General features: G+C 31.1%; 21 protein-coding genes. 13 read left to right on the top strand and 8 right to left on the bottom strand.

Going from position 1 to position 23,457, the window contains the following annotated elements; translation table 11 throughout:
* Window positions 1-15 precede the first annotated feature (15 nt).
* The 9 genes from P3875_RS07520 (at window position 16) to P3875_RS07480 (ending at window position 11,854) form a co-directional block, all read left to right on the top strand.
* A complete protein-coding gene (locus tag P3875_RS07520) occupies window positions 16-2,781 on the top strand; it encodes a bifunctional aconitate hydratase 2/2-methylisocitrate dehydratase (protein ID WP_303443342.1) in 2,766 nt (921 codons plus the stop codon).
* A 178-nt stretch (window positions 2,782-2,959) separates the two neighbouring features.
* Window positions 2,960-5,221 (top strand): aconitate hydratase, encoded by a 2,262-nt coding sequence (locus P3875_RS07515; RefSeq protein WP_303443341.1) that lies wholly within the window; start codon window positions 2,960-2,962, stop codon window positions 5,219-5,221.
* Between the two features lie 101 nt (window positions 5,222-5,322).
* The gene (locus P3875_RS07510; protein WP_303443340.1) at window positions 5,323-5,646 is read left to right on the top strand and encodes a hypothetical protein; all 324 of its coding nucleotides are present in this window, start codon (window positions 5,323-5,325) and stop codon (window positions 5,644-5,646) included.
* Between the two features lie 60 nt (window positions 5,647-5,706).
* A complete protein-coding gene (kynU, locus tag P3875_RS07505; protein ID WP_303443339.1) occupies window positions 5,707-6,984 on the top strand; it encodes a kynureninase in 1,278 nt (425 codons plus the stop codon).
* Between the two features lie 62 nt (window positions 6,985-7,046).
* A complete protein-coding gene (locus P3875_RS07500; RefSeq protein WP_303443338.1) occupies window positions 7,047-8,123 on the top strand; it encodes an agmatinase family protein in 1,077 nt (358 codons plus the stop codon).
* Window positions 8,124-8,132: 9 nt separating this feature from the next.
* Window positions 8,133-8,702 (top strand): L-threonylcarbamoyladenylate synthase, encoded by a 570-nt coding sequence (locus P3875_RS07495; RefSeq protein ID WP_303443337.1) that lies wholly within the window; start codon window positions 8,133-8,135, stop codon window positions 8,700-8,702.
* Window positions 8,702-10,141 carry a CCA tRNA nucleotidyltransferase gene (locus P3875_RS07490; protein WP_303443336.1) on the top strand — a complete coding sequence of 480 codons (1,440 nt, stop codon included), beginning with the start codon at window positions 8,702-8,704 and terminating at the stop codon, window positions 10,139-10,141. Before P3875_RS07495 ends, P3875_RS07490 begins: the two co-directional genes overlap by 1 nt.
* Window positions 10,142-10,143: 2 nt before the next feature.
* Window positions 10,144-11,160 (top strand): COX15/CtaA family protein, encoded by a 1,017-nt coding sequence (locus P3875_RS07485; protein WP_303443335.1) that lies wholly within the window; start codon window positions 10,144-10,146, stop codon window positions 11,158-11,160.
* Between the two features lie 4 nt (window positions 11,161-11,164).
* Window positions 11,165-11,854, top strand: coding sequence for a DUF2490 domain-containing protein (locus P3875_RS07480; RefSeq protein ID WP_303443334.1), 690 nt, complete (start codon window positions 11,165-11,167; stop codon window positions 11,852-11,854).
* Window positions 11,855-11,872: 18 nt separating this feature from the next.
* Here P3875_RS07480 and P3875_RS07475 read toward each other — a convergent pair whose 3' ends face one another.
* Both P3875_RS07475 and P3875_RS07470 read right to left on the bottom strand, forming a co-directional pair.
* Entirely contained in the window at window positions 11,873-12,529 is a 657-nt protein-coding gene (locus P3875_RS07475; RefSeq protein ID WP_303443333.1) for a DedA family protein, read from the bottom strand.
* Window positions 12,530-12,572: 43 nt separating this feature from the next.
* Window positions 12,573-12,878 (bottom strand): rhodanese-like domain-containing protein, encoded by a 306-nt coding sequence (locus P3875_RS07470; protein WP_303443332.1) that lies wholly within the window; start codon window positions 12,876-12,878, stop codon window positions 12,573-12,575.
* 82 nt (window positions 12,879-12,960) lie between these two features.
* Between P3875_RS07470 and P3875_RS07465 the strand changes: the two genes are divergently transcribed.
* On the top strand, window positions 12,961-13,623 hold the full coding sequence (locus P3875_RS07465; RefSeq protein WP_303443331.1) for a thiamine diphosphokinase: 663 nt from the start codon (window positions 12,961-12,963) through the stop codon (window positions 13,621-13,623).
* Here the strand turns inward: P3875_RS07465 and aroC are convergent.
* Together aroC and ung are read right to left on the bottom strand one after the other, a co-directional pair.
* The gene (gene aroC, locus P3875_RS07460; protein ID WP_303443330.1) at window positions 13,620-14,663 is read right to left on the bottom strand and encodes a chorismate synthase; all 1,044 of its coding nucleotides are present in this window, start codon (window positions 14,661-14,663) and stop codon (window positions 13,620-13,622) included. The two genes, P3875_RS07465 and aroC, sit on opposite strands and share 4 nt — an antisense overlap.
* Before the next feature lie 183 nt (window positions 14,664-14,846).
* The gene (gene ung / locus P3875_RS07455) at window positions 14,847-15,509 is read right to left on the bottom strand and encodes a uracil-DNA glycosylase (RefSeq protein ID WP_303443329.1); all 663 of its coding nucleotides are present in this window, start codon (window positions 15,507-15,509) and stop codon (window positions 14,847-14,849) included.
* Window positions 15,510-15,596: 87 nt separating this feature from the next.
* On the opposite strand from ung, the gene P3875_RS07450 reads away from it, so the two are divergent.
* The 3 genes from P3875_RS07450 to pheT all read left to right on the top strand — a co-directional run bounded on the left by P3875_RS07450 (window position 15,597) and on the right by pheT (window position 20,697).
* Complete coding sequence (locus P3875_RS07450) at window positions 15,597-17,771, top strand: endonuclease MutS2 (protein WP_303443328.1); 2,175 nt, start codon at window positions 15,597-15,599, stop codon at window positions 17,769-17,771.
* Between the two features lie 12 nt (window positions 17,772-17,783).
* Window positions 17,784-18,197: a thiol-disulfide oxidoreductase DCC family protein gene (locus P3875_RS07445; RefSeq protein ID WP_303445429.1), complete on the top strand. Its 414-nt coding sequence runs from the start codon at window positions 17,784-17,786 to the stop codon at window positions 18,195-18,197.
* A 64-nt stretch (window positions 18,198-18,261) separates the two neighbouring features.
* Window positions 18,262-20,697, top strand: coding sequence for a phenylalanine--tRNA ligase subunit beta (gene pheT, locus P3875_RS07440; RefSeq protein WP_303443327.1), 2,436 nt, complete (start codon window positions 18,262-18,264; stop codon window positions 20,695-20,697).
* A 39-nt stretch (window positions 20,698-20,736) separates the two neighbouring features.
* Here the strand turns inward: pheT and P3875_RS07435 are convergent, their stop codons facing one another.
* The 4 genes from P3875_RS07435 to P3875_RS07420 all read right to left on the bottom strand — a co-directional run bounded on the left by P3875_RS07435 (window position 20,737) and on the right by P3875_RS07420 (window position 23,198).
* A complete protein-coding gene (locus tag P3875_RS07435) occupies window positions 20,737-21,564 on the bottom strand; it encodes a hypothetical protein (RefSeq protein ID WP_303443326.1) in 828 nt (275 codons plus the stop codon).
* An 88-nt stretch (window positions 21,565-21,652) separates the two neighbouring features.
* Window positions 21,653-22,018, bottom strand: a complete 366-nt coding sequence (locus tag P3875_RS07430) for a KTSC domain-containing protein (RefSeq protein ID WP_303443325.1) — start codon at window positions 22,016-22,018, stop codon at window positions 21,653-21,655.
* Window positions 22,019-22,075: 57 nt separating this feature from the next.
* Entirely contained in the window at window positions 22,076-22,903 is an 828-nt protein-coding gene (locus P3875_RS07425; RefSeq protein WP_303443324.1) for a CvfB family protein, read from the bottom strand.
* Between the two features lie 25 nt (window positions 22,904-22,928).
* Entirely contained in the window at window positions 22,929-23,198 is a 270-nt protein-coding gene (locus P3875_RS07420; RefSeq protein WP_303443323.1) for a DNA polymerase III, read from the bottom strand.
* Window positions 23,199-23,457: the final 259 nt, after the last annotated feature.

Genomic DNA, 23,457 nt, shown 5'->3' with positions numbered 1-23,457 from the left:
ATTCAAAATAAAATTATGAACTTATACCAAGATTACTTAAAAGAAATTGAAGAAAGAAAAAGCCAAGGTCTTCACCCAAAACCTATAGACGGTGCTGAATTATTAAGTGAAATCATTACTCAAATTAAAGACGTAAATAATCCAGAAAGAGAAAACTCTTTAAAAATGTTTATTTACAATACTTTACCAGGTACTACAAGTGCTGCAAGTGTTAAATCGGCATTTTTAAAAGAAATAATTTTAAGGCAAGAATTGGTAAATGAAATAACACCAGCATTTGCATTAGAATTATTATCGCATATGAAAGGTGGTTCATCAATTTCAGTTTTGCTTGATTTAGCTTTAGGTAACGATGTAACAATTGCTAAAAATGCTGCCGAAGTTTTAAAAACTCAAGTATTTTTATACGATGCAGATACAAAACGTTTGAAAGATGCATATGATAGCGGTAACGCAATTGCTAAAGAAATTTTAGAAAGCTACGCTAACGCAGAATTTTTCACAAAATTACCAGCTGTTCCTGAAGAAATTAAAGTAGTTACTTTTATTGCTGGCGAAGGTGATATTTCTACCGATTTATTATCGCCAGGAAACCAAGCACACTCGCGCTCAGATCGTGAATTACATGGTAAATGTATGATTACCCCTCAAGCGCAAGAAGAAATTAAAGCTTTACAAGCTCAACACCCCGATAAAAGTGTAATGTTAATTGCAGAAAAAGGTACAATGGGCGTAGGTTCATCACGTATGTCTGGTGTAAACAATGTAGCTTTATGGACAGGTAAACAAGCTAGTCCGTATATTCCATTTGTAAATATTGCGCCAATTGTAGGTGGTACAAACGGCATCTCTCCTATTTTCTTAACTACTGTTGATGTAACCGGAGGTATTGGTATCGATTTACAAAACTGGAAGAAAAAAGTTGATGCGAATGGTAACGTTGTTCGAAATGAAAAAGACGAACCAATACTTGAAGAAGTGTATTCAGTTGAAACTGGTACTGTATTAACAATCAATACAAAAGATAAAAAATTATATAAAGACGGCGAACAATTAATTGATATATCTAAAGCTTTAACTCCACAAAAAATGGAATTCATAAAAGCTGGTGGTTCATATGCTATTGTATTTGGTAAAAAAATACAAACTTTTGCTGCCGAAACTTTAGGTATCCAAGCTCCAACAGTATTTGCACCAGCTAAAGAAATCTCTAAAGAAGGTCAAGGTTTAACTGCTGTTGAAAAAATATTTAACAAAAATGCAGTTGGTGTTGCATCTGGTAAAATATTACATGCAGGATCAGATGTTCGTGTTAAAGTAAATATTGTTGGTTCACAAGACACAACTGGTTTAATGACCGCGCAAGAGCTTGAAGCTATGGCTGCTACTGTAATTTCGCCTACGGTTGACGGTGCTTACCAGTCAGGATGTCACACTGCATCGGTTTGGGATAAAAAAGCGCAAGTAAATATTCCAAAATTAATGAAATTCATGAACGATTTTGGTTTAATTACAGCTCGCGATCCTAAAGGTGAATACCATTCTATGACCGATGTAATTCACAAAGTTTTAAATGATATAACAATTGATGAATGGGCTATTATTATTGGTGGTGATTCGCATACACGTATGTCTAAAGGTGTTGCTTTTGGTGCCGATTCTGGTACAGTAGCTCTTGCTTTAGCAACAGGTGAAGCTTCTATGCCTATTCCTGAATCGGTTAAAGTAACATTTAAAGGTAACATGAAAGAACATATGGATTTCCGCGATGTAGTTCATGCAACTCAATTACAAATGTTACAACAATTTGGTGGGGAAAATGTTTTCCAAGGTAGAATCATCGAAGTACATATTGGAACTTTATTAGCAGATCAAGCTTTTACTTTTACCGATTGGACTGCCGAAATGAAAGCTAAAGCATCAATTTGTATTTCTCAAGACGATACATTAATTCAATCATTAGAAATCGCAAAAAGCCGTATTCAAATAATGATTGATAAAGGTATGGATAACAAAAACCAAGTATTACAAGGTTTAATTGATAAAGCGAACAAACGTATTGCAGAAATTAAATCGGGCGAAAAACCTGCTTTAATGCCTGATGCTACTGCTAAATATTATGCCGAAGTAGTTGTTGATTTAGACGTTATTAACGAACCTATGATTGCTGATCCAGACGTTAACAATGAGGATGTTTCTAAACGTTATACACACGATACCATTCGTAGTTTATCATACTATAGTGGTGATAAAAAAGTTGATTTAGGATTTGTTGGTTCTTGTATGGTTCATAAAGACGATTTAAAAATTGTTTCTCAAATGTTGAAAAACATTGAAAAACAACAAGGCGAAGTTAAATTTAACGCACCTTTAGTTGTTGCTGCACCAACATACAATATTATTGATGAATTAAAAGCTGAAGGCGATTGGGAATACTTGCAAAAATATTCAGGCTTTGAATTTAGCGATGCTTTACCAAAAAGCACTGCACGTACTGAATATGAAAATATTATGTATTTAGAGCGTCCTGGTTGTAACTTATGTATGGGTAACCAAGAAAAAGCTGAAAAAGGTGATACTGTTATGGCTACTTCTACCCGATTATTTCAAGGCCGTGTAGTTGAAGACCGAGATGGTAAAAAAGGTGAATCATTATTAGCTTCTACTCCTGTTGTTGTACTTTCTGCAGTTTTAGGTCGTATTCCTAATATAGAAGAATACAAAATGGCGGTTGAAGGTATTAACTTAACTAAATTTAAACCAGTTTCTACAAAACTTTAATTCATTTAGTTTCTTATTATAGAAAAACGAGTTATTCTTTTTGAATAGCTCGTTTTTTTTTTTTTTTTAATTATTAAGTAGAATCATTTTAAATTATTTAAGTTAACATTTACACAAAATAATTTTGTAAAAAAAATAGTAAATTGTAGTAATTTTTAATTAAAACTGAAACAGTATTATGGCTTTTGATATTGAAATGATTAAAAAGGTATACGCAACGATACCAGCACGTGTTAACAAAGCGCGTGAATTAGTAGGTAAACCACTTACACTTTCAGAAAAAATTTTATACGCCCATTTATGGGAAGGAACTCCAAGTAAAAAGTTTAATCGATCTAAAGATTATGTCGATTTTGCTCCCGATCGTGTAGCTTGTCAAGATGCAACTGCGCAAATGGCTTTGTTGCAATTTATGCATGCGGGAAAAGATAAAGTAGCTGTACCAACAACTGTACATTGCGATCACCTTATTCAAGCAAAAGTCGGTGCCGAAAAAGATTTAGCAGTAGCAAATACTCAATCAAAAGAAGTTTTTGATTTCCTTTCATCAGTTTCTAACAAATACGGTATTGGTTTTTGGAAACCAGGTGCAGGTATTATTCACCAAATAGTTTTGGAAAATTATGCATTTCCTGGTGGTATGATGATTGGTACCGATTCTCATACTGTGAATGCTGGTGGTTTAGGAATGCTTGCTATTGGCGTAGGTGGTGCCGATGCGGTTGATGTTATGAGTGGAATGGCATGGGAATTAAAATTTCCGAAGCTAATTGGTGTTAAGTTAACAGGAAAATTAAACGGATGGACAGCCCCTAAAGATGTAATTTTAAAAGTTGCCGATATTTTAACCGTTAAAGGTGGTACGGGTGCTATAGTGGAATATTTTGGCGAAGGCGCTATTTCTATGTCTTGTACGGGTAAAGGTACTATTTGCAATATGGGAGCCGAAATTGGTGCAACTACATCAACTTTTGGATACGATGATTCTATGCGTAGATATCTAGTTGCTACTGGTAGAGCAGATGTTGTTGAAGCTGCAGATACAATTGCAGATTATTTAACAGCCGATCCTGAGGTTTATGCTGAACCAGAAAAATATTTTGATGAATTAATTGAAATTAATTTATCTGAATTAGAACCACATATAAACGGTCCTTTTACCCCTGACAGAGGTACGCCTGTTTCAAAAATGAAAGAAGAAGCTGCTAAAAATGGCTGGCCTATTAAAGTTGAATGGGGATTAATTGGTTCATGTACCAATTCGTCTTACGAAGATATGAGTCGTGCAGTTTCAATTGTAAACCAAGCAGTTGAATTAGGTATTACCCCAAAAGCAGAATTTGGTATTAATCCAGGTTCAGAACAAATTCGTTATACCATTGAACGCGATGGCATGATTGCTGCTTTTGAAAAAATGGGTACAAAAGTTTTTACTAATGCCTGCGGACCATGTATTGGTCAATGGGATCGTGAAGGTGCCGATAAGCAAGAAAAAAATACAATTGTACATTCATTCAACCGCAATTTTTCAAAACGTGCCGATGGTAATCCAAATACGCATGCTTTTGTTACATCGCCCGAAATGGTTGCAGCTTTGGCAATTTCTGGTCGGTTAGATTTTAATCCTATTACCGATACTCTTTTAAATGATAATGGTGAAGAAGTGATGTTTAAACCTCCTTTTGGAGATGAACTTCCTAATAAAGGATTTGATGTTGAAGATCCAGGTTATCAAGCGCCTGCTACAGATGGTTCTAACATTGAAGTTGTTGTTAGTCCTTCTTCTTCTAGATTGCAATTATTAGAACCTTTTAAACCTTGGGAAGGAAAAAACATTATAGGTGCTAAATTATTAATTAAAGCATTTGGAAAATGTACAACCGATCATATTTCAATGGCTGGTCCTTGGTTGCGTTTTCGCGGTCACTTAGATAATATATCAAATAATATGTTAATTGGTGCCGAAAATGCATTTAATGGTAAAACCAATTTTGTAAAAAACCAACTAACAGGTAATTATGGCGAAGTGCCTTTTGTTCAGCGTGATTATAAAGCCGAAGGAATTCCGTCTATAGTTGTTGGCGATCAAAACTACGGTGAAGGTTCATCACGTGAGCACGCTGCAATGGAACCTAGGCATTTAGGTGTAAAGGCAGTTTTAGTTAAATCGTTTGCACGTATACACGAAACCAACCTTAAAAAACAAGGTATGTTAGCGTTGACATTTGTAAATGAAGCAGATTACGACAAAATTCAAGAAGATGATACTATTAACTTTTTAGATTTAATAGAATTTGCACCAGGTAAACCTTTAACTTTAGAATTTGTTCATGCAAACGGTTCTAAAGATATAATTATGGCAAATCATACTTATAATGATTCGCAAATTGAATGGTTTAAAGCGGGGTCTGCCTTAAATTTAATTGCTGCAGAAAAGTAAAAAATTGTAAATCATAATAATATCCGATCAAATTATTGGTCGGATTTTTATTTTATATGTCCTAAAAAAACACGAAATTTACACACCTTTTAAAAACTAACATGGCATTTTTAGAAATAATTTTAGCAGTATTAGTATGTGCAGTTATTTGCTATTTAGCAACAATAATTGTCTTGGCTTATCGTAAAAAGTTCTTTCTTTTTACAACCATAAATACCATAATTTTTGTGGGTTATTGCTATATTTCTTATCATTACGATACATTTTTTAATACGGATATCTTTAATAAAAATAGAATTATATTTTTGTTATCTTGTGTGTTGATACATGCAATTGTTTCGTTACTATTGGTATCAAAAATGAAAAGTAACAAAATCGCTATCGAAAAAGAAAATACTGAAAATACAGAAGAAAAACCTAATTAATTCTCTGTTTTTGTTAAACAAAAATTTATAAGTAATTTTAGCTCTTAAAAATAAAATTAAATGAACTTTCAAAATACTCGCGAATTTGCACAATCATTAGATGCGAACGATACTTTAAAACAGTATCAAAACGAATTTGAATTTCCAAAAGTAAACGGAAAAAAAACCATATATTTTACTGGAAATTCGTTAGGATTAATGCCAAAACGTGCCAAGAAATATGTAGATGATGTAATGAATGATTGGGCAAACATGGCTGTTGAAGGTCATTTTTATGCCGAAAAACCTTGGTGGGATTATCACGAACGCTTTTCAAATCCATTATCAAAAATTGTTGGAGCAAAACCAAGTGAAGTTTCTGTAATGAATACTTTAACGGTTAATTTACACATGATGATGGTATCATTCTACAACCCTACTTCTACCCGATTTAAAATAATTTGCGAAGAAAAAGCTTTTCCTAGTGACCAATATATGTTACAAACGCAGGTGAAGTTTCATGGTTTAAATCCAAACGATGTTATTGTTGAAGTTAAACGCCGAGAAGGAGAACACAATTTAAGAAACGAAGACATTATTGCAAAAATTAACGAAGTTGGTAATGAACTGGCATTAGTTTTAATTGGTGGAATTAACTATTACACAGGTCAAGTTTTAGATATGGATGCCATTACAAAAGCAGGTCATAATGTTGGTGCTATTGTAGGTTGGGATTTAGCGCACGCAGCAGGAAATATTGAACTTAGTTTGCACGATTGGAATGTAGATTTTGCATGTTGGTGCAGTTACAAATACATGAATGCCGGCCCAGGAAGTGTTTCAGGTTATTTTGTGCACGAAAAGCATCATACAAACACTAAATTAAATCGTTTTGGTGGATGGTATGGTCATAATAAAGAGCGTCGTTTTCTTATGGAACCTGAATTTACACCAAACGATGGTGCATTAGGTTGGCAAAGTTCTTGTACAGGCGTTTTGGCAATGGCTCCGTACTTAGCATCGGTAGAAATGTTTGATGAAATTGGAATGAGTGAACTTGTAAAAAAACGCAATTTAATCACCGCTTATTTACAATTTATTGTTGAAGAAACAGCTAAAGAAACTAATACAAATTTAGAAATTATTACTCCAAAAGATCAAGCAGAACGCGGATCACAATTATCTGTTATTTTACATGGTGAAGGTAAAGAGCTTTTTCATTATTTAATGAAAGAAGGTGTAATTGTAGATTGGCGCGAACCAGCAGTTATACGTTTAGCGCCGGTGCCATTGTATACGACTTTTGAGGAAATGTATGAATTTGGTCAAATTTTGAAAAAAGGAATCCAAACTACTTAATATAAATAGCCTGCTTTACGTAGGCTTTTTTTATATTTGTAACTTTAAAAATCAAATCAAAAATGCAAACTAAACAACAAAAAATAGATAATTTTGATCCATCGCAACCTGGCTTGGCAGACGCGTCAATCTACGGATTACCTTTTACAGCAGAAGAAAGCGAAATAATTATACTACCAGCTCCTTGGGAAGTTACCGTAAGTTACGGAAGTGGTGCAAGTGAAGGCCCAGAAGCTATATCAAATGCGTCTTTCCAAGTTGATTTATTACACCAAGAATTTCCAGATTTATGGAAATTAGGCATTTTTATGGATAAAGCTCCTGAACAATGGGCAAAAAACAGTGAAAAATTTAAAAGTTTAGCTCAACCAATTATAGAAGCTTTAGAAAATGGCGAAAACATAGAGACTTTTCCTCAATTACAAGCCGATTTAGATAAAATAAATAAAGCATCGTTACAATTTAATCAAGAAGTAAAGGAACGTACTTTGTTTTGGATGAACAAAGGCAAAAAAGTAATTTTATTAGGTGGAGATCATTCAACACCAATGGGATATTATGAAGCTTTGGCCAGCAAAAACGATTCATTTGGTATCTTACATTTTGATGCACATATGGATTTACGTGAAGCTTACGAAGGATTTACCTTTTCACATGCGTCAATCATGTATAACGCAATAAAATTACCACAAATTGAAAAAATTGTACAAGTTGGTATTCGCGATTTTAGCGAGGGTGAAGTACAAGTAGTTAAAACATCAAACAAAGTTAAAGTTTATACTGATACCGACCTTAAACACAATCAATTTAATGGTAAAACATGGCAACAACAATGCGATGAAATTTTAAACCAACTACCTGAAAATGTAGCTATTAGTTTTGATATTGATGCACTTTATCGTTGGTATTGTCCAAATACAGGAACACCAGTTCCTGGAGGATTGTCGTACGAACAAGCAACTTATCTTTTAAGCAAATTGGCAGAATCAAACAAAAAAATAATTGGTATTGATTTGGTAGAAGTTGCACCAGGTGAAGATGATTGGGACGGAAATGTTGGCGCACGTTTATTATTCCATTTATGCGGTGTATTTGCTAAAAATTCTGGTTTAAGTATAGGCGAAAAAATTCAATTTTAATTGATTTTTATGGAAGATATCTCTAAAGAAGTTCACCAGGCTTTTGAAGTAATTAAAAACGGAGGAATTATTTTATATCCTACAGACACTGTTTGGGGAATTGGTTGCGATGCAACTAACGAAGAAGCTGTACAAAAAATTTACGCATTAAAAAAACGTGCAGAAACTAAAAGTATGATTGTTTTGGTAAATAACGATCGTTTGTTGTACAATGTTTTTAAAGACATACCAAGTGTTGCTTTTGATATTTTAGATTGTGCAGAAAAGCCAACTACTTTGGTTTTAGATGCACCTAGAAACGTTGCTAAAAACCTAATTGCCGAAGATAATTCATTAGGAATACGCATAGTAAACACACCTTTTGTTTACAAGTTGGTAGAACGCATGAAGCGTCCGTTAGTGTCAACATCTGCTAATATTTCTGGTGAACCTACTCCTACTCAATTCTCTGAGATTTCAAAGGAAATTATTAACGGCGTTGATTATGTTGTAAATTTTGATCGAGAAAAAATTAGCAAAAAGTCGTCAACCGTAATTAAACTTACAAATGATTCGCAAGTAAAAATTTTAAGAAAATAATGATTCAATCATCAAATTATAAAGAAGCACTAAACCATTCAATATTTGAAATTGTTGCACAAGCAGCACAAAAATTAGGCGTTGAAGCTTACGTAATTGGCGGCTTTGTACGCGATTATATTTTACAACGCGATTCTAAAAAAGATATTGATATTGTTGCCGTAGGCAGTGGAATTGATTTAGCCTTAGAGGTTTCAGAGCTTTTACCAAACAAACCAAAAGTTCAAGTTTTCAAAAATTACGGAACTGCTATGCTTCGTTTTAACGATATTGATATTGAATTTGTTGGTGCAAGAAAAGAATCGTATCGAGCCGATAGTAGAAATCCATTGGTTGAAAACGGAACTTTACAAGACGATCAAAACCGAAGAGACTTTACCATTAACGCTATGGCTTTTTCATTAAATACTGAAAACTTTGGCGATTTGGTTGACCCTTTTAACGGGATGATTGATTTACAAAATAAAGTGATACGCACACCTTTAGATCCAGATATCACCTATTCAGACGATCCATTGCGAATGATGCGTGCAATTCGTTTTGCAACCCAACTAAATTTTACAATTGAAACAAATTCGTTAGATGCCATTACAAAAAATGCAGAGCGAATTAAAATTATTTCGGGCGAACGAATTGTAGACGAATTAAATAAAATTCTTTTAACTGTAAAACCATCAGTTGGCTTTTTATTGCTTTACAAAACAGGTTTATTACCGTTAATATTACCCGAAATTACTGCATTAAACAATGTGGAAGAAGTTGAAGGACACACTCACAAAAACAACTTTTATCATACACTAGAAGTAGTTGACAATATATGTGTTAATACCGATGATTTATGGTTGCGTTGGTCGGCATTATTACACGATATTGGTAAAGCCCCAACAAAAAAATTTAATAAAAGAAATGGATGGACGTTTCATGGACACGAATTTTTAGGCAGTAAAATGGTTAAGCGCATTTTTCAACGTTTGCATATGCCCTTAAACCATAAAATGCGTTTTGTTCAAAAAATGGTTGCAATGAGCTCGCGTCCTATTGTAATTGCTGAAGATACTGTAACCGATTCGGCTGTTCGTAGATTGGTATTTGATGCAGGTGAAGATGTAGAAAATTTGCTAACTTTATGTGAAGCCGATATTACTACTAAAAATCAAAAGAAATTTCAAAAATATCACAATAACTTTAAAATAGTTCGACAAAAAATTGTTGAAGTTGAAGAACGTGATCATGTGCGTAATTTTCAGCCACCAATTACAGGTGAAGAAATTATGACCATTTTTAATTTGGGACCATCTAGAGAAATCGGACAAATTAAAGATGCTATAAAAGAAGCTATTTTAGAAGGCGAAATTGCAAATGAATACCAAGATGCATACAGTTTTATGATTAAAAAAGCTGAAAGTTTAGGATTAAAACCAGCAAATCAAAAATTATAATTATGGAAAATAAATCGTTCATTCGTTGGGCTAAAATTACATTAGTTTTAGTGTATTTGGTTATAATTGCAGGTGCTACAGTTCGTATGACAGGTTCAGGTATGGGATGCCCAGATTGGCCTAAATGCTTTGGTTATTACATACCACCAACACAAGTTGAAGAATTGCTTTGGAAGCCAAACCATGAGTATAACAAAGGGCAAGTTATTATTAAAGATAATTCGCTTTGGGTAGCTAATACCAATTTTACTTCAAAAGAAGTTTATAATCCTACTGATTGGGAAAAATATACTAAACACGATTATGCTGTATTTAACCCTTACCATACTTGGGTGGAATATATTAACCGTTTATTTGGAGCTTTATCTGGTTTAGGTTGCTTAATTCTATTTATTCTATCTTTTAGATATTGGAAAACAAAAAAATCAGTTGTTTTTTGGTCGGCAGTTGTATTATTTTTACTAGGATTTAACGCTTGGTTAGGTGCAACAGTAGTATATTCAGTACTAAATCCAGTAAAAATTACCACACATATGATAGCAGCATTACTTAATGTTGCTGCATTAGTTTATTTAATTTATTTGGTAAAACATAAATCTTTTAAAAGTAAAAATTATGATTCTGTTTTTTATAAATTTACATGGGTTGCTATGTTTTTATCCTTAGTTCAAATTGGTTTAGGAACGCAAGTACGCCAATTTATTGATGATTTAACTCAAAACGGTATCACAGATGTTTCATTATGGTTAGAAAACCCCGATTTAACATTTTACATACACCGTACGTTTTCATTTGTAATATTTTTTGTAAACCTATTTTTATACTTACGTAATAAACGTTTAAAATTAGGAGTTTCAAAAATAAATTGGGTATTGTTATTGTTGTTAATTGAAATTTTAACCGGAATTTTAATGTATTACATTCACTTCCCTTTTGGTACACAAGCAGCACACTTAGTAATTGCTGCAATTATGTATGGTTTGCAATTTGCTATTATCTTAGAAGCCAAACAAAAGTAATTTTATGAAAAAAACACTCTTTTTATTCTTATTTATCTTGATGTCGGTATTAGGAATGGGTCAAAATTCATTTAAAAAAGATCCAAAATTAGGTGCTTGGTTTATGTATTTTGGAAACGCAAAAGTTGAAAACACAAAATGGAATTTTAATTACGATGTACAGTACCGAAATCATGAAGTTTTAACTGATTTAAATCAATTATTAATACGCGGAACTATTCAATATCACTTATTTGAAAATCTAACTTTAGGAACGGGTTACGCTTTTATTACCACTGAACAATTTGAAAAACCTGATTTACCAGTTATTGAAAACCGAATTTTTCAAGATGCTATTTTGCAACAAAAGGTGGAAAAAACTTCTATACGTCATCGTTTTCGTTTTGAACAGCGTTTTGTAGAAAATCAAGATTTTAAAACTCGTTTAAGGTATCAATTAGCTATAGATACACCTTTGTATCAAAACCATGATAAAAACACAAGTTTGTACGCAAGTTTTTATAATGAAGTATTTATAAATTCAGACAAAACTACAAGAAAAATAAATCCTTTTGATAGAGATCGTTTGTATTTAGGTGTGGGATATAAATTTAATAAAAATACAGCTTTTCAATTTGGTTGGATGAACCAAATGATGCAGAAAAAATCATATCAACAATTAATGTTTTCTTTGCATCACAATGTAAAATTATAAAACAAAAAACGCTTTCGGTTATGAAAGCGTTTTATTTTTAGTATTTAGTTTTTCTTTTATTATTGAAAATATAATTGGCAAAATAGATATAAAAATGATTAACAATACCACTTTTGAAAAGTTATCTTTAATAATTGGTATATTACCTAAAAAATAACCACATAACGTAATACCAAAAACCCAAATAAATCCACCTACTACATTAAAGGTTAAAAATGTAGCATAATTCATTCGGCCTATACCTGCCACAAAAGGCGCCAAAGTACGAATAATAGGTACAAAACGGGCTATTACTATGGTTTTACTACCGTATTTTTCATAAAAATTATGCGTTTTATGAATATGTTCTTCTTTAACAGGTTGCTTTCCTAAAATTTTAAAGTTAACAATGCGCATACCTATTTCTTTACCAATGGTATAATTTAAAGTATCGCCCAAAACAGCAGCTACAAACAGCAATAGCATTACATACCAAACATTTAAACTTTCTGGAAATTGGGCTGCTAACATACCTGTTGCAAAAAGCAACGAATCGCCAGGTAAAAAAGGCATTACAACTAATCCAGTTTCTATAAAAATAATTAAGAATAATATGGCATAAACCCACATACCATAATCTTGTAAAAACACTTGTAAATGTTGATCGATATGTAAAATAAAATCTATAAGTTCCATTAAATAAAATATTGTTTACACAAAAAAAAGGCTTTCGCCTTTATTATATAGTTGGTCCTTCCCATTCGTTCATACCACCAATTAAGTTAAAAGTGTTTTCAAACCCTAATTGACTCATTAACATACAAGTTTGCCCACTGCGGTTTCCAGAACGACAATATACATAATAATTTTTTGATTTATCTAAACCTTCTAACGCAGTTAAAAATTCTTGCCCTTGATAAAAATCGTGATGAATTGCACCAGGAATAGCACCTTCACTTACTTCATCATTAGTACGTACATCTAATAAAACGGCATTGGTATCTTCGTTAAAATTTTTCCACCATTGTTCTTGTTGTAAATCCATGTTTAAAATTTTATTTTTTTCAAAGATAAATATTTTAAACTAAATAAAACATGTTAATTTAGTGCTTTAAAACTCAATTTTAATGTCTTCACATCATATTGTACGCGACGATCAAGAGCCAGCATTAATTATAGCTAATGGCGAAGCTTGTTCAATGGAATTACTTAATCAATTGTTAGAATGGAATCCGTTAGTAATTGTTTTAGACAGTGCCATTGAAAGGGTTTTAGAACTAGGAATAAAAGTTGATGTACTGATTGGTGATTTTGACCGTAATTTTGATTATAACTATTATAAAAATAGTCAATTTCCTATTGAAATTATTAAATTAGAAGATCAAAATACGTATGATATAGATAAAGCGATAAATTTTTTAATAAATAGAAAAATACCCGCGGCAAACATTGTTTGGGCAACTGGTAAGCGCATGGACCATACAATGACCAATATTACAAATTTGGTAAAGTATCAAGATTTTATAAAACTAGTACTTATTGATGATTATTCTAAAATTTATCCTTTGAAGAATACTTTTATAAAATGGTATCCTAAACAAACTATTTTATCTTTATTACCCGTTGGAACTGTAGATGGAGTGACTACAAAAAATTTAAAATACGAACTGCAAAACGAAACGTTAATATTAGGATTTAAACCAGGTACCAGTAATGAAGTTTTGAACGATGGATTAGTTGAAATAGCCTATAAAACAGGCCATTTAATACTTATGGAATGTAACGATTAAACCATAAAATCGGCTAAAACCAATGCTGCCATAGCTTCAACAATAGGTACTGCACGTGGTACAACACAAGCATCGTGCCTACCTTTACCTTTTATAGTTTCAAGTGTTCCGGTTTTAGTTAGCATTTCTTGCGGTTGCAACAAAGTAGCAACGGGTTTAAAAGCAACCTGAAAATAAATATCCATACCATTACTAATTCCACCCTGAATACCTCCCGAAAAATTAGTTTTTGTAGTTCCGTTTTCGTTAAAATAATCATTGTGTTGTGAACCGTACATTTTTGCACCATCAAAACCACTCCCCAAACTAAAACCTTTACAGGCATTTATCGATAGCATTGCTTTAGCTAAATTGGCTTCTAGTTTATCAAAAACTGGATCACCTAAACCAATAGGTACATTTTTAATTACACAAGTAATTACTCCACCAACAGTATCTCCTTTTTTCTTTGTTTCTAAGATAAGTCGTTCCATTAAATTGGCCGCAACCAAATCAGGACACCGAACAGCGTTTGTTTCCGTAAGATTTAAATCTAATTCATTATAATTTTTAGTCGTAAAAACAGAACCTACAGCAGAAACGTAAGCTGTTATATTTACAGGTTTTATAATTTGTTTAGCAACAGCACCACCAACTACGCGTGCAGCAGTTTCGCGAGCCGAACTTCTGCCCCCCCCCCTATAATCGCGATGTTTGTATTTTTGTTCATATACAAAATCAGCATGACTAGGCCTATAAGCATCTTTTAATTGATCATAATCGCCCGATTTTGAATTGTTGTTTTTGATTTGAAAAGCAATGGGTGTACCTAATGTTTTACCATCAAAAATTCCTGATAAAAATTGTACTTCATCGGCTTCGTTTCTTTGAGTAACCAATTTTGATTGTCCTGGTTTTCTTCTATTCAATTCAAGTTGAATAAAATCTAAATCTAACACTATATTAGAAGGACATCCGTCTATAATACCACCTATAGCTTCGCCATGAGATTCGCCAAAAGTGGTTAATTTAAATTGGGTACCAAAAGTATTTCCTGCCATTATAAATATTTTATGTAAAAATACTAAAAGCTGCCTAAAAAAAGGCAGCTTTTAAATTTAAGTAAACAACAAACAAATAATTTAGCTTATTTAAAAAACCAAATTATTAACTAAAATAGTATTATGTTAAATAAACTACAAATTATTTTTGTTTTTTAACACTATGTTAAAAATAATTTAAAATTAAGTGCTTAACTGCCAATTTATTGGTTGTTTACCTTTATTTGTTAAAAAAGTATTAGCTTGAGAAAAATGCTTGTTGTTAAACCATTTTCCTTGATTTGCACTCATAGGCGATGGATGTCCGCTGGTTAGTACTAAATGCTTATTTACATTAATTTTTTTACCCTTTTTTTGTGCATAATTACCCCAAAGCATAAAAACAATATCCTCTTTTTGTTCTGATAGATGCAAAATTATTTGTTCTGTAAATTGCTCCCAGCCTATTTTTTGATGACTGCCTGGTTTAGATTCTTTAACAGTTAGCACATCATTTAAAAGTAAAACACCTTGTTGTGCCCATTCAGTTAAATTGCCATGGTTTGGTATGTTAAAAAAAACATCAGTTTGTAATTCTTTATAAATATTTCTCAACGATGGCGGTATAGTCACCCCTTTATTTACAGAAAAACTTAAACCGTGAGCCTGGCCAAAACCGTGATAAGGATCTTGTCCCAAAATAACTACTTTAACTTTATCTAACGGGCAAAACGTAAAGGCATTAAAAATTTGTTCTTTAGGTGGATAAATTGCTGTATTAATATATTCTTTATCAACAAATTCCATTAATTTAATAAAATATTCCTTTTGCGATTCTTGCTTAATAAATTCGTTCCAACTATTCATTATTTTGTTTTAAAATTCAAATGTAACACATATTCCTTTAAATGATAAATTGTTTGTAAATTTGAAGTTCGATTCAGACCATAAGAAATGAAATTAATCTCTCAAAAAACATTACAAGATTTAGAATTTAGCACCATATTAGAACAAATAAGTGCGTTATGTACTACCGAGATAGGTAAAGAAATTGCATTAGAAATTACACCAATTGCTAATAAAGAAGATTTGTTACAGCAATTAAAACAAACATCGGAATATGTTTCATCTTTTAGCAATCAAAACGCTATACCTTCGCATTACTTTGATTCTATTGGTTTTGAACTAAAAATGCTACGCATTGAAGACAGTTTTTTAGAAGCATTTGCTTTTAAAAAAATTGCTAGTTTAGTTCAAACAACAAATGAATTAATTTTGTTTTTAAAGAAATTTCAAGATTATTACGATGCATTGTATCAAGCAACCTTTATTACACAACCCAATAAAATAATTTTGCAAAAAATTGAGCAGGTACTTGATAAATATGGCGAAATTAAAGATACAGCATCGGTTGATTTAAAAGCAATTAGACAAAATATTTTAATTATTCGCGGTAAAATAAATCAAAGTTTTGGCTTTGCATTACAACAATACAACTCGTCAGGTTATTTAGATGACATAAAAGAATCTATAGTAGAAAACCGTAGAGTTTTGGCTGTTTTAGCAATGCATCGCAAAAAAGTAAAAGGTTCGGTTTTAGGGCAATCAAAAACAGGAAGCATAGTTTATATTGAACCAGAAAGCACTTTTAAATTTTCGCGTGAATTAAGCAATTTAGAATACGAAGAACGTGAAGAAATAATGCGTATTTTAAAAACATTAACTAATGAAATTCGTCCGTTTTATAGTGATTTAGTTACATATCAAAACCTATTATCACATATCGATATTGTTGCAGCTAAGGCTAAATATGCGCAAAAGATTAATGGAATATTACCAAATATTACAACTGAAAAAAAATTATATTTTCGTGAAGCTTTTCATCCTATTCTACTTTTAAACAATAAGGAAAAGGGAAAGCAAACGTATCCGCAAACTATTGAGTTAACAAATAACGAACGAATAATTGTAATTTCGGGACCAAATGCTGGAGGAAAATCTATTACATTAAAAACCATAGGTTTATTACAATTAATGTTGCAAAGCGGTATGTTAATTCCGGTACACGAACGTAGCGAAACTTTTTTATTTGACAGGATTTTAACCGATATTGGTGATAATCAATCAATTGAAAACCATTTAAGCACTTACAGTTACAGGTTAAAAAACATGAATTATTTTTTAAAAAAATGTAACGACAAAACTCTATTTTTAATTGATGAATTTGGAACAGGATCAGATCCAGAGTTAGGTGGTGCTTTAGCCGAAGTTTTTTTAGAAGAATTTTACCACAGAGAAGCTTTTGGTATTATTACCACACATTACAGCAACCTTAAAATTTTAGCTAACGAATTGCCACACGCAACAAATGCAAACATGATGTTTGATGAAAAATCGTTAGAACCAATGTATAAATTAAGCTTAGGGCAAGCTGGTAGTTCGTTTACTTTTGAAGTTGCACAGAAAAACGGTATTCCGTATGGATTAATAAATAGAGCAAAAAAGAAAGTAGAAACAGATAAAGTCCGTTTTGACAAAACCATTGCTAACCTTCAGAAAGAAAGATCTAAACTAGAAAAAACATCAGAAAATTTACGTGAAGAAGAAAAACGTGCCCGTGAAGAAAGTAATAAATTATCAACTATTAATACAAAAATTCAAGATAAATTAGAACGTTATCAAGAACTGTATGATACCAACCAACGCTTTATTTATTTAGGACAACGTTTTGACGATTTATCTGAAAAATATTTCAACAATAAAGATAAAAAACTATTAATTGGTGAATTGCTAAAAACAGTTGAAATAGAAAATTCAAAACGTAAAAAAATTACTTTAAAAGAAAAAAAGGTAAAACAACAAGAAGAGCAAAAAGTAATTAAAGAAGTTGAAGAAAAACTAGAGAAAATTCGTCAAGAGAAGAAAGAAAAAAAGGTAAAAGAACAACAAATACAACAAGCCAACAAAACAAATTTTGTATTGAAAGTGGGCGATCGTGTGCGAATGACCGATGGAAAAGCAGTTGGAACAATTGATGTAATAGAAAAAAATAAAGCAACAGTAAATTATGGTTTTTTTACATCGAAAGTAGCTTTAGAACAATTAGAAATGGTAGAACGAAAAAAATAAATCATGCACGCAATTGAAAAAATTCCTGACGGAAAACAACTGATACTATTTGATGGAGTTTGTAATTTTTGCGACAATACTGTTCAAAAAATTATCAAAGCCGATAAAAAAAACGTTTTTGTTTTTGCAAGTTTACAATCAAATTTTGGAAAAGAAATATTAAATTACATTGGTATTCACCCAAAAACCGATTCCATAATTTTATATGAACCAGGTGTTGCTTATTTTACAGAAAGCAATGCAGCTATAGAAATAGCGAAACAACTTAACGGTTTTTATCCGTTATTACAAATTGTTCAAATTGTTCCTTTAGCTATTCGAAACAAAATTTACCAATACTTTGCAAAAAATAGATATAAATGGTTTGGAAAAAAACAAAACTGTAGTATACCTGATTCATTTACAAAAGAAAAATTTTTACAATAATTAAAATCAAATAATTTTATCAAACGTTCAGCAATCTGTATATTTGTGCTTTAAAAACAAAACAATGCAAATATCATATAACTGGTTAAAACAATTTATTAAGTTAGACATTAATCCTGAAGAGGCTGCCGAAATTCTTACAAATTTAGGACTTGAGGTAGAAGGTATTAATACTTACGAAAGTTTAAAAGGTGGCCTTAAAGGCGTAGTAGTTGGGCATGTGTTAACATGTGAACAACACCCAAATGCAGATAAATTACGTATTACAAAAGTAGATTTAGGCAATAACGAACCACCAGTGCAAATAGTTTGTGGAGCACCAAACGTAGCTGCAGGGCAAAAAGTACCTGTTGCAACAATTGGTACTGTTTTATTTGATAAAGAAGGAAACGAATTTGTTATAAAAAAAGGTAAAATTCGTGGAGAAGAAAGTTTTGGAATGATATGCGCCGAAGACGAATTAGGTTTAGGTGAAAGTCATGATGGAATTATGATTTTAGATGAAAAACTTACACCAGGTACACCCGTTGCTGAAGTTTTTGAAATTTATACCGATAGTGTATTTGAAATTGGTTTAACTCCAAATCGTGCTGATGCCATGAGCCATTTAGGTGTTGCTCGTGATTTGCGTGCTGGTTTAATACAAACCAAACCTAACAATAATTATTCTGAATTAATTACGCCAAGTGTAAGTAAATTTAAAGTTGAAAAACGTACTTTAAAATACGATCTTATTGTTGAAGATACTAAATTGGCACCACGTTATGCCGGAGTAACTATTTCTGAAATTGATGTAAAACCATCGCCAGCTTGGTTGCAAAACGCATTAAAAGCGATAGGTATTACACCAAAAAACAATATTGTTGATGCTACAAATTATGTATTACACGAATTAGGTCAACCTTTACATGCCTTTGATGCATCACGTATAAAAGGTAATAAAATTATTGTTAAAAATGCCGAAGCTGGTACCAAGTTTGTAACTTTAGATGGAGTTGAACGCATTTTACATGAAGACGATATTGTAATCTGTGACGAACACCAACCACTTTGTTTAGCAGGTGTTTTAGGTGGCTTACATTCTGGTGTTACTGAACATACAACTTCAATATTTTTAGAAAGTGCTTACTTTAACCCTGTTAGTATTCGAAAAACAGCAAAAAGACACGGTATTTCTACTGATGCATCTTTTAGATTTGAACGTGGTATTGATCCGAATATTACAAATTATGCTTTAAAACATGCCGCTATTTTAATTGCCGATTTAGCTAACGGTGAAATTACATCGGATATTATTGATTTGTATCCTAAAAAAATTGAAGATTTTACAGTTTTCTTAAATTACAACAACGTTAATAAAATTTTAGGCGAAAATATTCCTAATGAAATCATAAAGAAAATTTTAGTTTCGTTAGATATTAAAGTTACAAATATTACAGATAAAGGCTTAGGTCTTTCTATTCCTGCATATCGTGTTGATGTACAACGTGAAATAGATGTTATTGAAGAAATTTTACGCGTTTATGGTTTTAACAACATAAAAGTTGGCTCAAAAATAAATGCTACTATTGCATACGGATCAAAAATAGACGATCATAAAGTACAAAATATAGTTGCAAATCAATTAGTTGGTCAGGGTTTTTACGAAACCATGTCTAATTCACTAACAACTGCTACTTATAACGATTTTATATCAGAACAAAACCGTAACCAACAAATTACTATTGTAAATCCTTTAAGTACAGATTTATCGGTAATGCGCCAATCATTGCTTTTTGGCGGTTTAGAAGCAATTGCCTATAATATTAATCGTAAAAACAGTGATTTAAAGTTTTTTGAATTTGGTAAAACTTATGCAAAACCATTATCTGGTTATGAAGAATATAAACATTTATCTTTATTAATAACAGGTAACGTTAGTACAAATAGTTGGAATGTTACAAATACACCAACAGATTTCTTTTTATTAAAAGGTTATGTTGATGCTTTATTAGAACGTATTGGAATTAAAAACGTTACAACTAAACCAACTGAAAACGAACATTTAGCAGAAGGTATCGCTTATTATTACGGCGATAGAAAAATAGTATCTTTTGGAACGGTTAAGAAAAATATTTTAAAACATTTTGATATTAAACAAGAAGTTTTTTATGCAGATTTTATTTGGAATACCATATTAAACATAGTTTCAAGTAAAATTAAGTTTGCTGAAATATCAAAATACCCAATTGTAAAACGCGATTTAGCTTTACTTGTAAAAGATGAAGTATCGTTTGCGGATATTTATAAAACGGTAAAATTGGCCGATAAAAATTTAATTTTAGATATTTCTTTATTTGATGTTTATCAAGGTGAAAAATTACCTGAAGGAACAAAATCTTACGCAATAAGCATGAAAATTCAGGATAAGGATAAAACCCTAACCGATAATGAAATTGATAAATTAATGCAAAAAGTTCAAAAGCAATTAACAAGTGAAGTTGGTGCTGAATTGAGATAATAAAAAAAGCAGGCTATCTTTAAAGATAGCCTGCTTTTTTTACATTTTTTTAAAGATTAAATCCGATTTAAAATCTAATTCAATATCTTTTATTACTACACCTCCACGTGAATCAAATCTGGTAAAATTGTAATCTTGAATTTCTTCTGAAGCTTTTAGCTCATCAACATAATTTTTACCTTCAGCAGTAGTTTTAACCGTTATTTCAACTTTTTCTTTACTATAAATCCAATTTTTTTCAAACATAAACTTTCCGTTTTTTGTTTGACTGTGATCAATTGGATATGGTTTTAATAAAACAAATTGTAATTTTTTAAGATTAAAATTCTTATCATACTGAAAAAATCCTTCATAAAAATATTCCGAATAAAATTCAATGACATAATCTCCATCTTTTGTTTTTTTACGTTCAAAAGAATAGTCTTTAAAATTATTAAAAAAGTCTAATTCAGGAATATTTACATATTTACGTATTACAACTTCGGTTAACCAATACATTGGAGAATCGTTACCTGTATATCTGTTAAAAAAAACCGTATCCATCTCAACCTTATTCTTAGGATGTTTTAATACACTTTTATTAATTTTTTTATTTTTTAAATTAATAGACACTTCACACATTAAATCTGATTGTAACAATTGTAAGGTATCGCCCATTGTAGCATGGTGTTGAACAAAGTAGTTGTAATTTTCTAACGAATAATTAGTGTACATTTGGGTACGTACCTTTTTTATAATGTCTATTATACTTGCACGTGAAAGTTTATCAATTACCAATTCATCTAAATCAGTATCTTCAATTTGTGCTTGCGCATTCCAATTGTTTAAAAATAAAAATGCAAGTAGTATAATTATGTAATGTTTCATTTTTTTTAAATTAATGGCAAAATATATTTTAAATTAGCAAAATTTACTTTGCGAATAAATAATATACAAATTATATACCATTTTAATATTATAGATTTAAATTAAAGGGATAACGGTTTATTATATGTGAATTGTAATACGAACCTTTTGAAGTAGATGTTGATAATTCTTCCCAAACAGTTAGGGGCACATGTGCATGAATGTATTCTTCAGATCGTTTGGTATAAATAATTAAATATCCATCTTCTTCATTACAACTATAAAATTCAATACGTTTAATCCATGAACTTTCTGGGGTTAGCTGTATTTTTTTTATGGGGTAATTTGCTTTGGTTATATCTTTACGTGCTTCGGTAAAAGTACTGTATGTACCAGTAAGTTCGTTACATTCCTTTTTATTGTTACAAGCAATAGTAGCAAATAAAATTAAAATATAAAACACCTTTTTTTTCATAACTTTTTCGTTGAATTTTAAAATAAATGTAATGGATTTTATTAAAATTCACATTGTTTACACTTTATAAATTCCGTTTTCTTTAATTATAATCTTTTTTTCTTTATAAAGTACACCAATAGTTTGTTTAAAAGCTTTTTTACTTATACCTAAAACGCTTTTAATTTCATCTGGATGGCTGTGATCGTTTAATCCTAAAAAGCCACCACTTAATTCAAGTTCTTTTAAAATTTTTAAAGATGTATCGCTTACTTTCTCAAAGCCTATTTTGTTTCTAGAAACATCAATTTTACCATCAGGACGAATATTTTTAATGTATCCAATAATGCGGTCACCTGTTCTAAAATCTTCAAAAACTTCGTTTTCGTACATTAAGCCTTTGTGCTTTTCATTAATAATCACATTTATACCAGCAGTTGTAATGTGCGAAACAATTAAATCAACCTCCTCTCCTACGCTTACGGTAATGTCATCATTATTTAAAAATTGATTTAACTTTGAAGAACCTACTAAACGATTGGTTTTTTCATCAAGATACATGTAAATCATATAATATTTACCTTCGGTCATTGGTCTAGCTTGCTCTCTAAAAGGAACAAATAAATCTTTTTCTAAACCCCAATCCATAAAAGCACCAAAATTATTTACATAATTTACTTTTAAAAGTGCAAATTCATTTAAAAAAATATAAGGTTCTAAAGTAGTTGCAACTGGTCTTTCTTCTTGATCTAAGTAAACAAAAACGTCTAACTCATCACCTAATTCAAATACTTTAGGTAAGTATTTTTTTGGTAATAAAATATCTTGGTTTCCATCGGTTAAAAATAAACCAACGTTAGTTCTACGATCAATTTTTAGTTTATTAAAAGTGCCTATAGTTATCATATTTTTTATATTTTTTGAAGTTAGATTAAGGTTTAACTTCCAAATCAAAGGTTTTTATTAAATTTTCTAAAACAGGATTAATCTTTTTTAAGTAATCTAGTTTATCATGTATGGTAAACGCCTTTTTAATTTCGGTTTTTTCATTAACAATAACTTCAATTTTTAAATGATAGTTATTTAATTTTTTATGAATATAAGATACCAATTCATACAAATTCTCTTCAAACGATAATTTACTACCTTCATTAGGAAATTCTACCAATAAAACATCGTTTTGTAAAGTTAAATTAGCCATGTTCATTGTACTAGACATCAACATACGTCCCGTTGAAAAATACTGTTTTGAACAATAATCCCAATGAGTTTTAAGCTGATCAAAAGTGTATGAATCTTTTGGTAAATCTTCGTGATTTATTGCAATTGGGTTAATTGTTGCTTGTAATTCACGCTTTTTTTGGATACTTTTTAAAGATAATGCAGAAACCCCTGTAATTGAATTTTCAATTTTTGGCTCGATTGTTTCATTTTGGTTTATCTGAGTATCTTTTTCTTTA

Source organism: Myroides sp. JBRI-B21084 (genome assembly GCF_030545015.1).
Taxonomy (GTDB): Bacteria; Bacteroidota; Bacteroidia; order Flavobacteriales; family Flavobacteriaceae; genus Flavobacterium.
This window is presented reverse-complemented; position numbering and strand designations above follow the sequence as displayed.

Excerpts from the sequence above, each read along its gene's own strand:
- P3875_RS07520 (WP_303443342.1), top strand. The coding sequence starts at position 16 with ATGAACTTATACCAAGATTACTTAAAAGAAATTGAAGAAAGAAAAAGC.
- P3875_RS07515 (WP_303443341.1), top strand. The coding sequence starts at position 2,960 with ATGGCTTTTGATATTGAAATGATTAAAAAGGTATACGCAACGATACCA.
- P3875_RS07510 (WP_303443340.1), top strand. The coding sequence starts at position 5,323 with ATGGCATTTTTAGAAATAATTTTAGCAGTATTAGTATGTGCAGTTATT.
- kynU (WP_303443339.1), top strand. The coding sequence starts at position 5,707 with ATGAACTTTCAAAATACTCGCGAATTTGCACAATCATTAGATGCGAAC.
- P3875_RS07500 (WP_303443338.1), top strand. The coding sequence starts at position 7,047 with ATGCAAACTAAACAACAAAAAATAGATAATTTTGATCCATCGCAACCT.
- P3875_RS07495 (WP_303443337.1), top strand. The coding sequence starts at position 8,133 with ATGGAAGATATCTCTAAAGAAGTTCACCAGGCTTTTGAAGTAATTAAA.
- P3875_RS07490 (WP_303443336.1), top strand. The coding sequence starts at position 8,702 with ATGATTCAATCATCAAATTATAAAGAAGCACTAAACCATTCAATATTT.
- P3875_RS07485 (WP_303443335.1), top strand. The coding sequence starts at position 10,144 with ATGGAAAATAAATCGTTCATTCGTTGGGCTAAAATTACATTAGTTTTA.
- P3875_RS07480 (WP_303443334.1), top strand. The coding sequence starts at position 11,165 with ATGAAAAAAACACTCTTTTTATTCTTATTTATCTTGATGTCGGTATTA.
- P3875_RS07475 (WP_303443333.1), bottom strand. The coding sequence starts at position 12,529 with ATGGAACTTATAGATTTTATTTTACATATCGATCAACATTTACAAGTG.
- P3875_RS07470 (WP_303443332.1), bottom strand. The coding sequence starts at position 12,878 with ATGGATTTACAACAAGAACAATGGTGGAAAAATTTTAACGAAGATACC.
- P3875_RS07465 (WP_303443331.1), top strand. The coding sequence starts at position 12,961 with ATGTCTTCACATCATATTGTACGCGACGATCAAGAGCCAGCATTAATT.
- aroC (WP_303443330.1), bottom strand. The coding sequence starts at position 14,663 with ATGGCAGGAAATACTTTTGGTACCCAATTTAAATTAACCACTTTTGGC.
- ung (WP_303443329.1), bottom strand. The coding sequence starts at position 15,509 with ATGAATAGTTGGAACGAATTTATTAAGCAAGAATCGCAAAAGGAATAT.
- P3875_RS07450 (WP_303443328.1), top strand. The coding sequence starts at position 15,597 with ATGAAATTAATCTCTCAAAAAACATTACAAGATTTAGAATTTAGCACC.
- pheT (WP_303443327.1), top strand. The coding sequence starts at position 18,262 with ATGCAAATATCATATAACTGGTTAAAACAATTTATTAAGTTAGACATT.
- P3875_RS07435 (WP_303443326.1), bottom strand. The coding sequence starts at position 21,564 with ATGAAACATTACATAATTATACTACTTGCATTTTTATTTTTAAACAAT.
- P3875_RS07430 (WP_303443325.1), bottom strand. The coding sequence starts at position 22,018 with ATGAAAAAAAAGGTGTTTTATATTTTAATTTTATTTGCTACTATTGCT.
- P3875_RS07425 (WP_303443324.1), bottom strand. The coding sequence starts at position 22,903 with ATGATAACTATAGGCACTTTTAATAAACTAAAAATTGATCGTAGAACT.
- P3875_RS07420 (WP_303443323.1), bottom strand. The coding sequence starts at position 23,198 with ATGGCTAATTTAACTTTACAAAACGATGTTTTATTGGTAGAATTTCCT.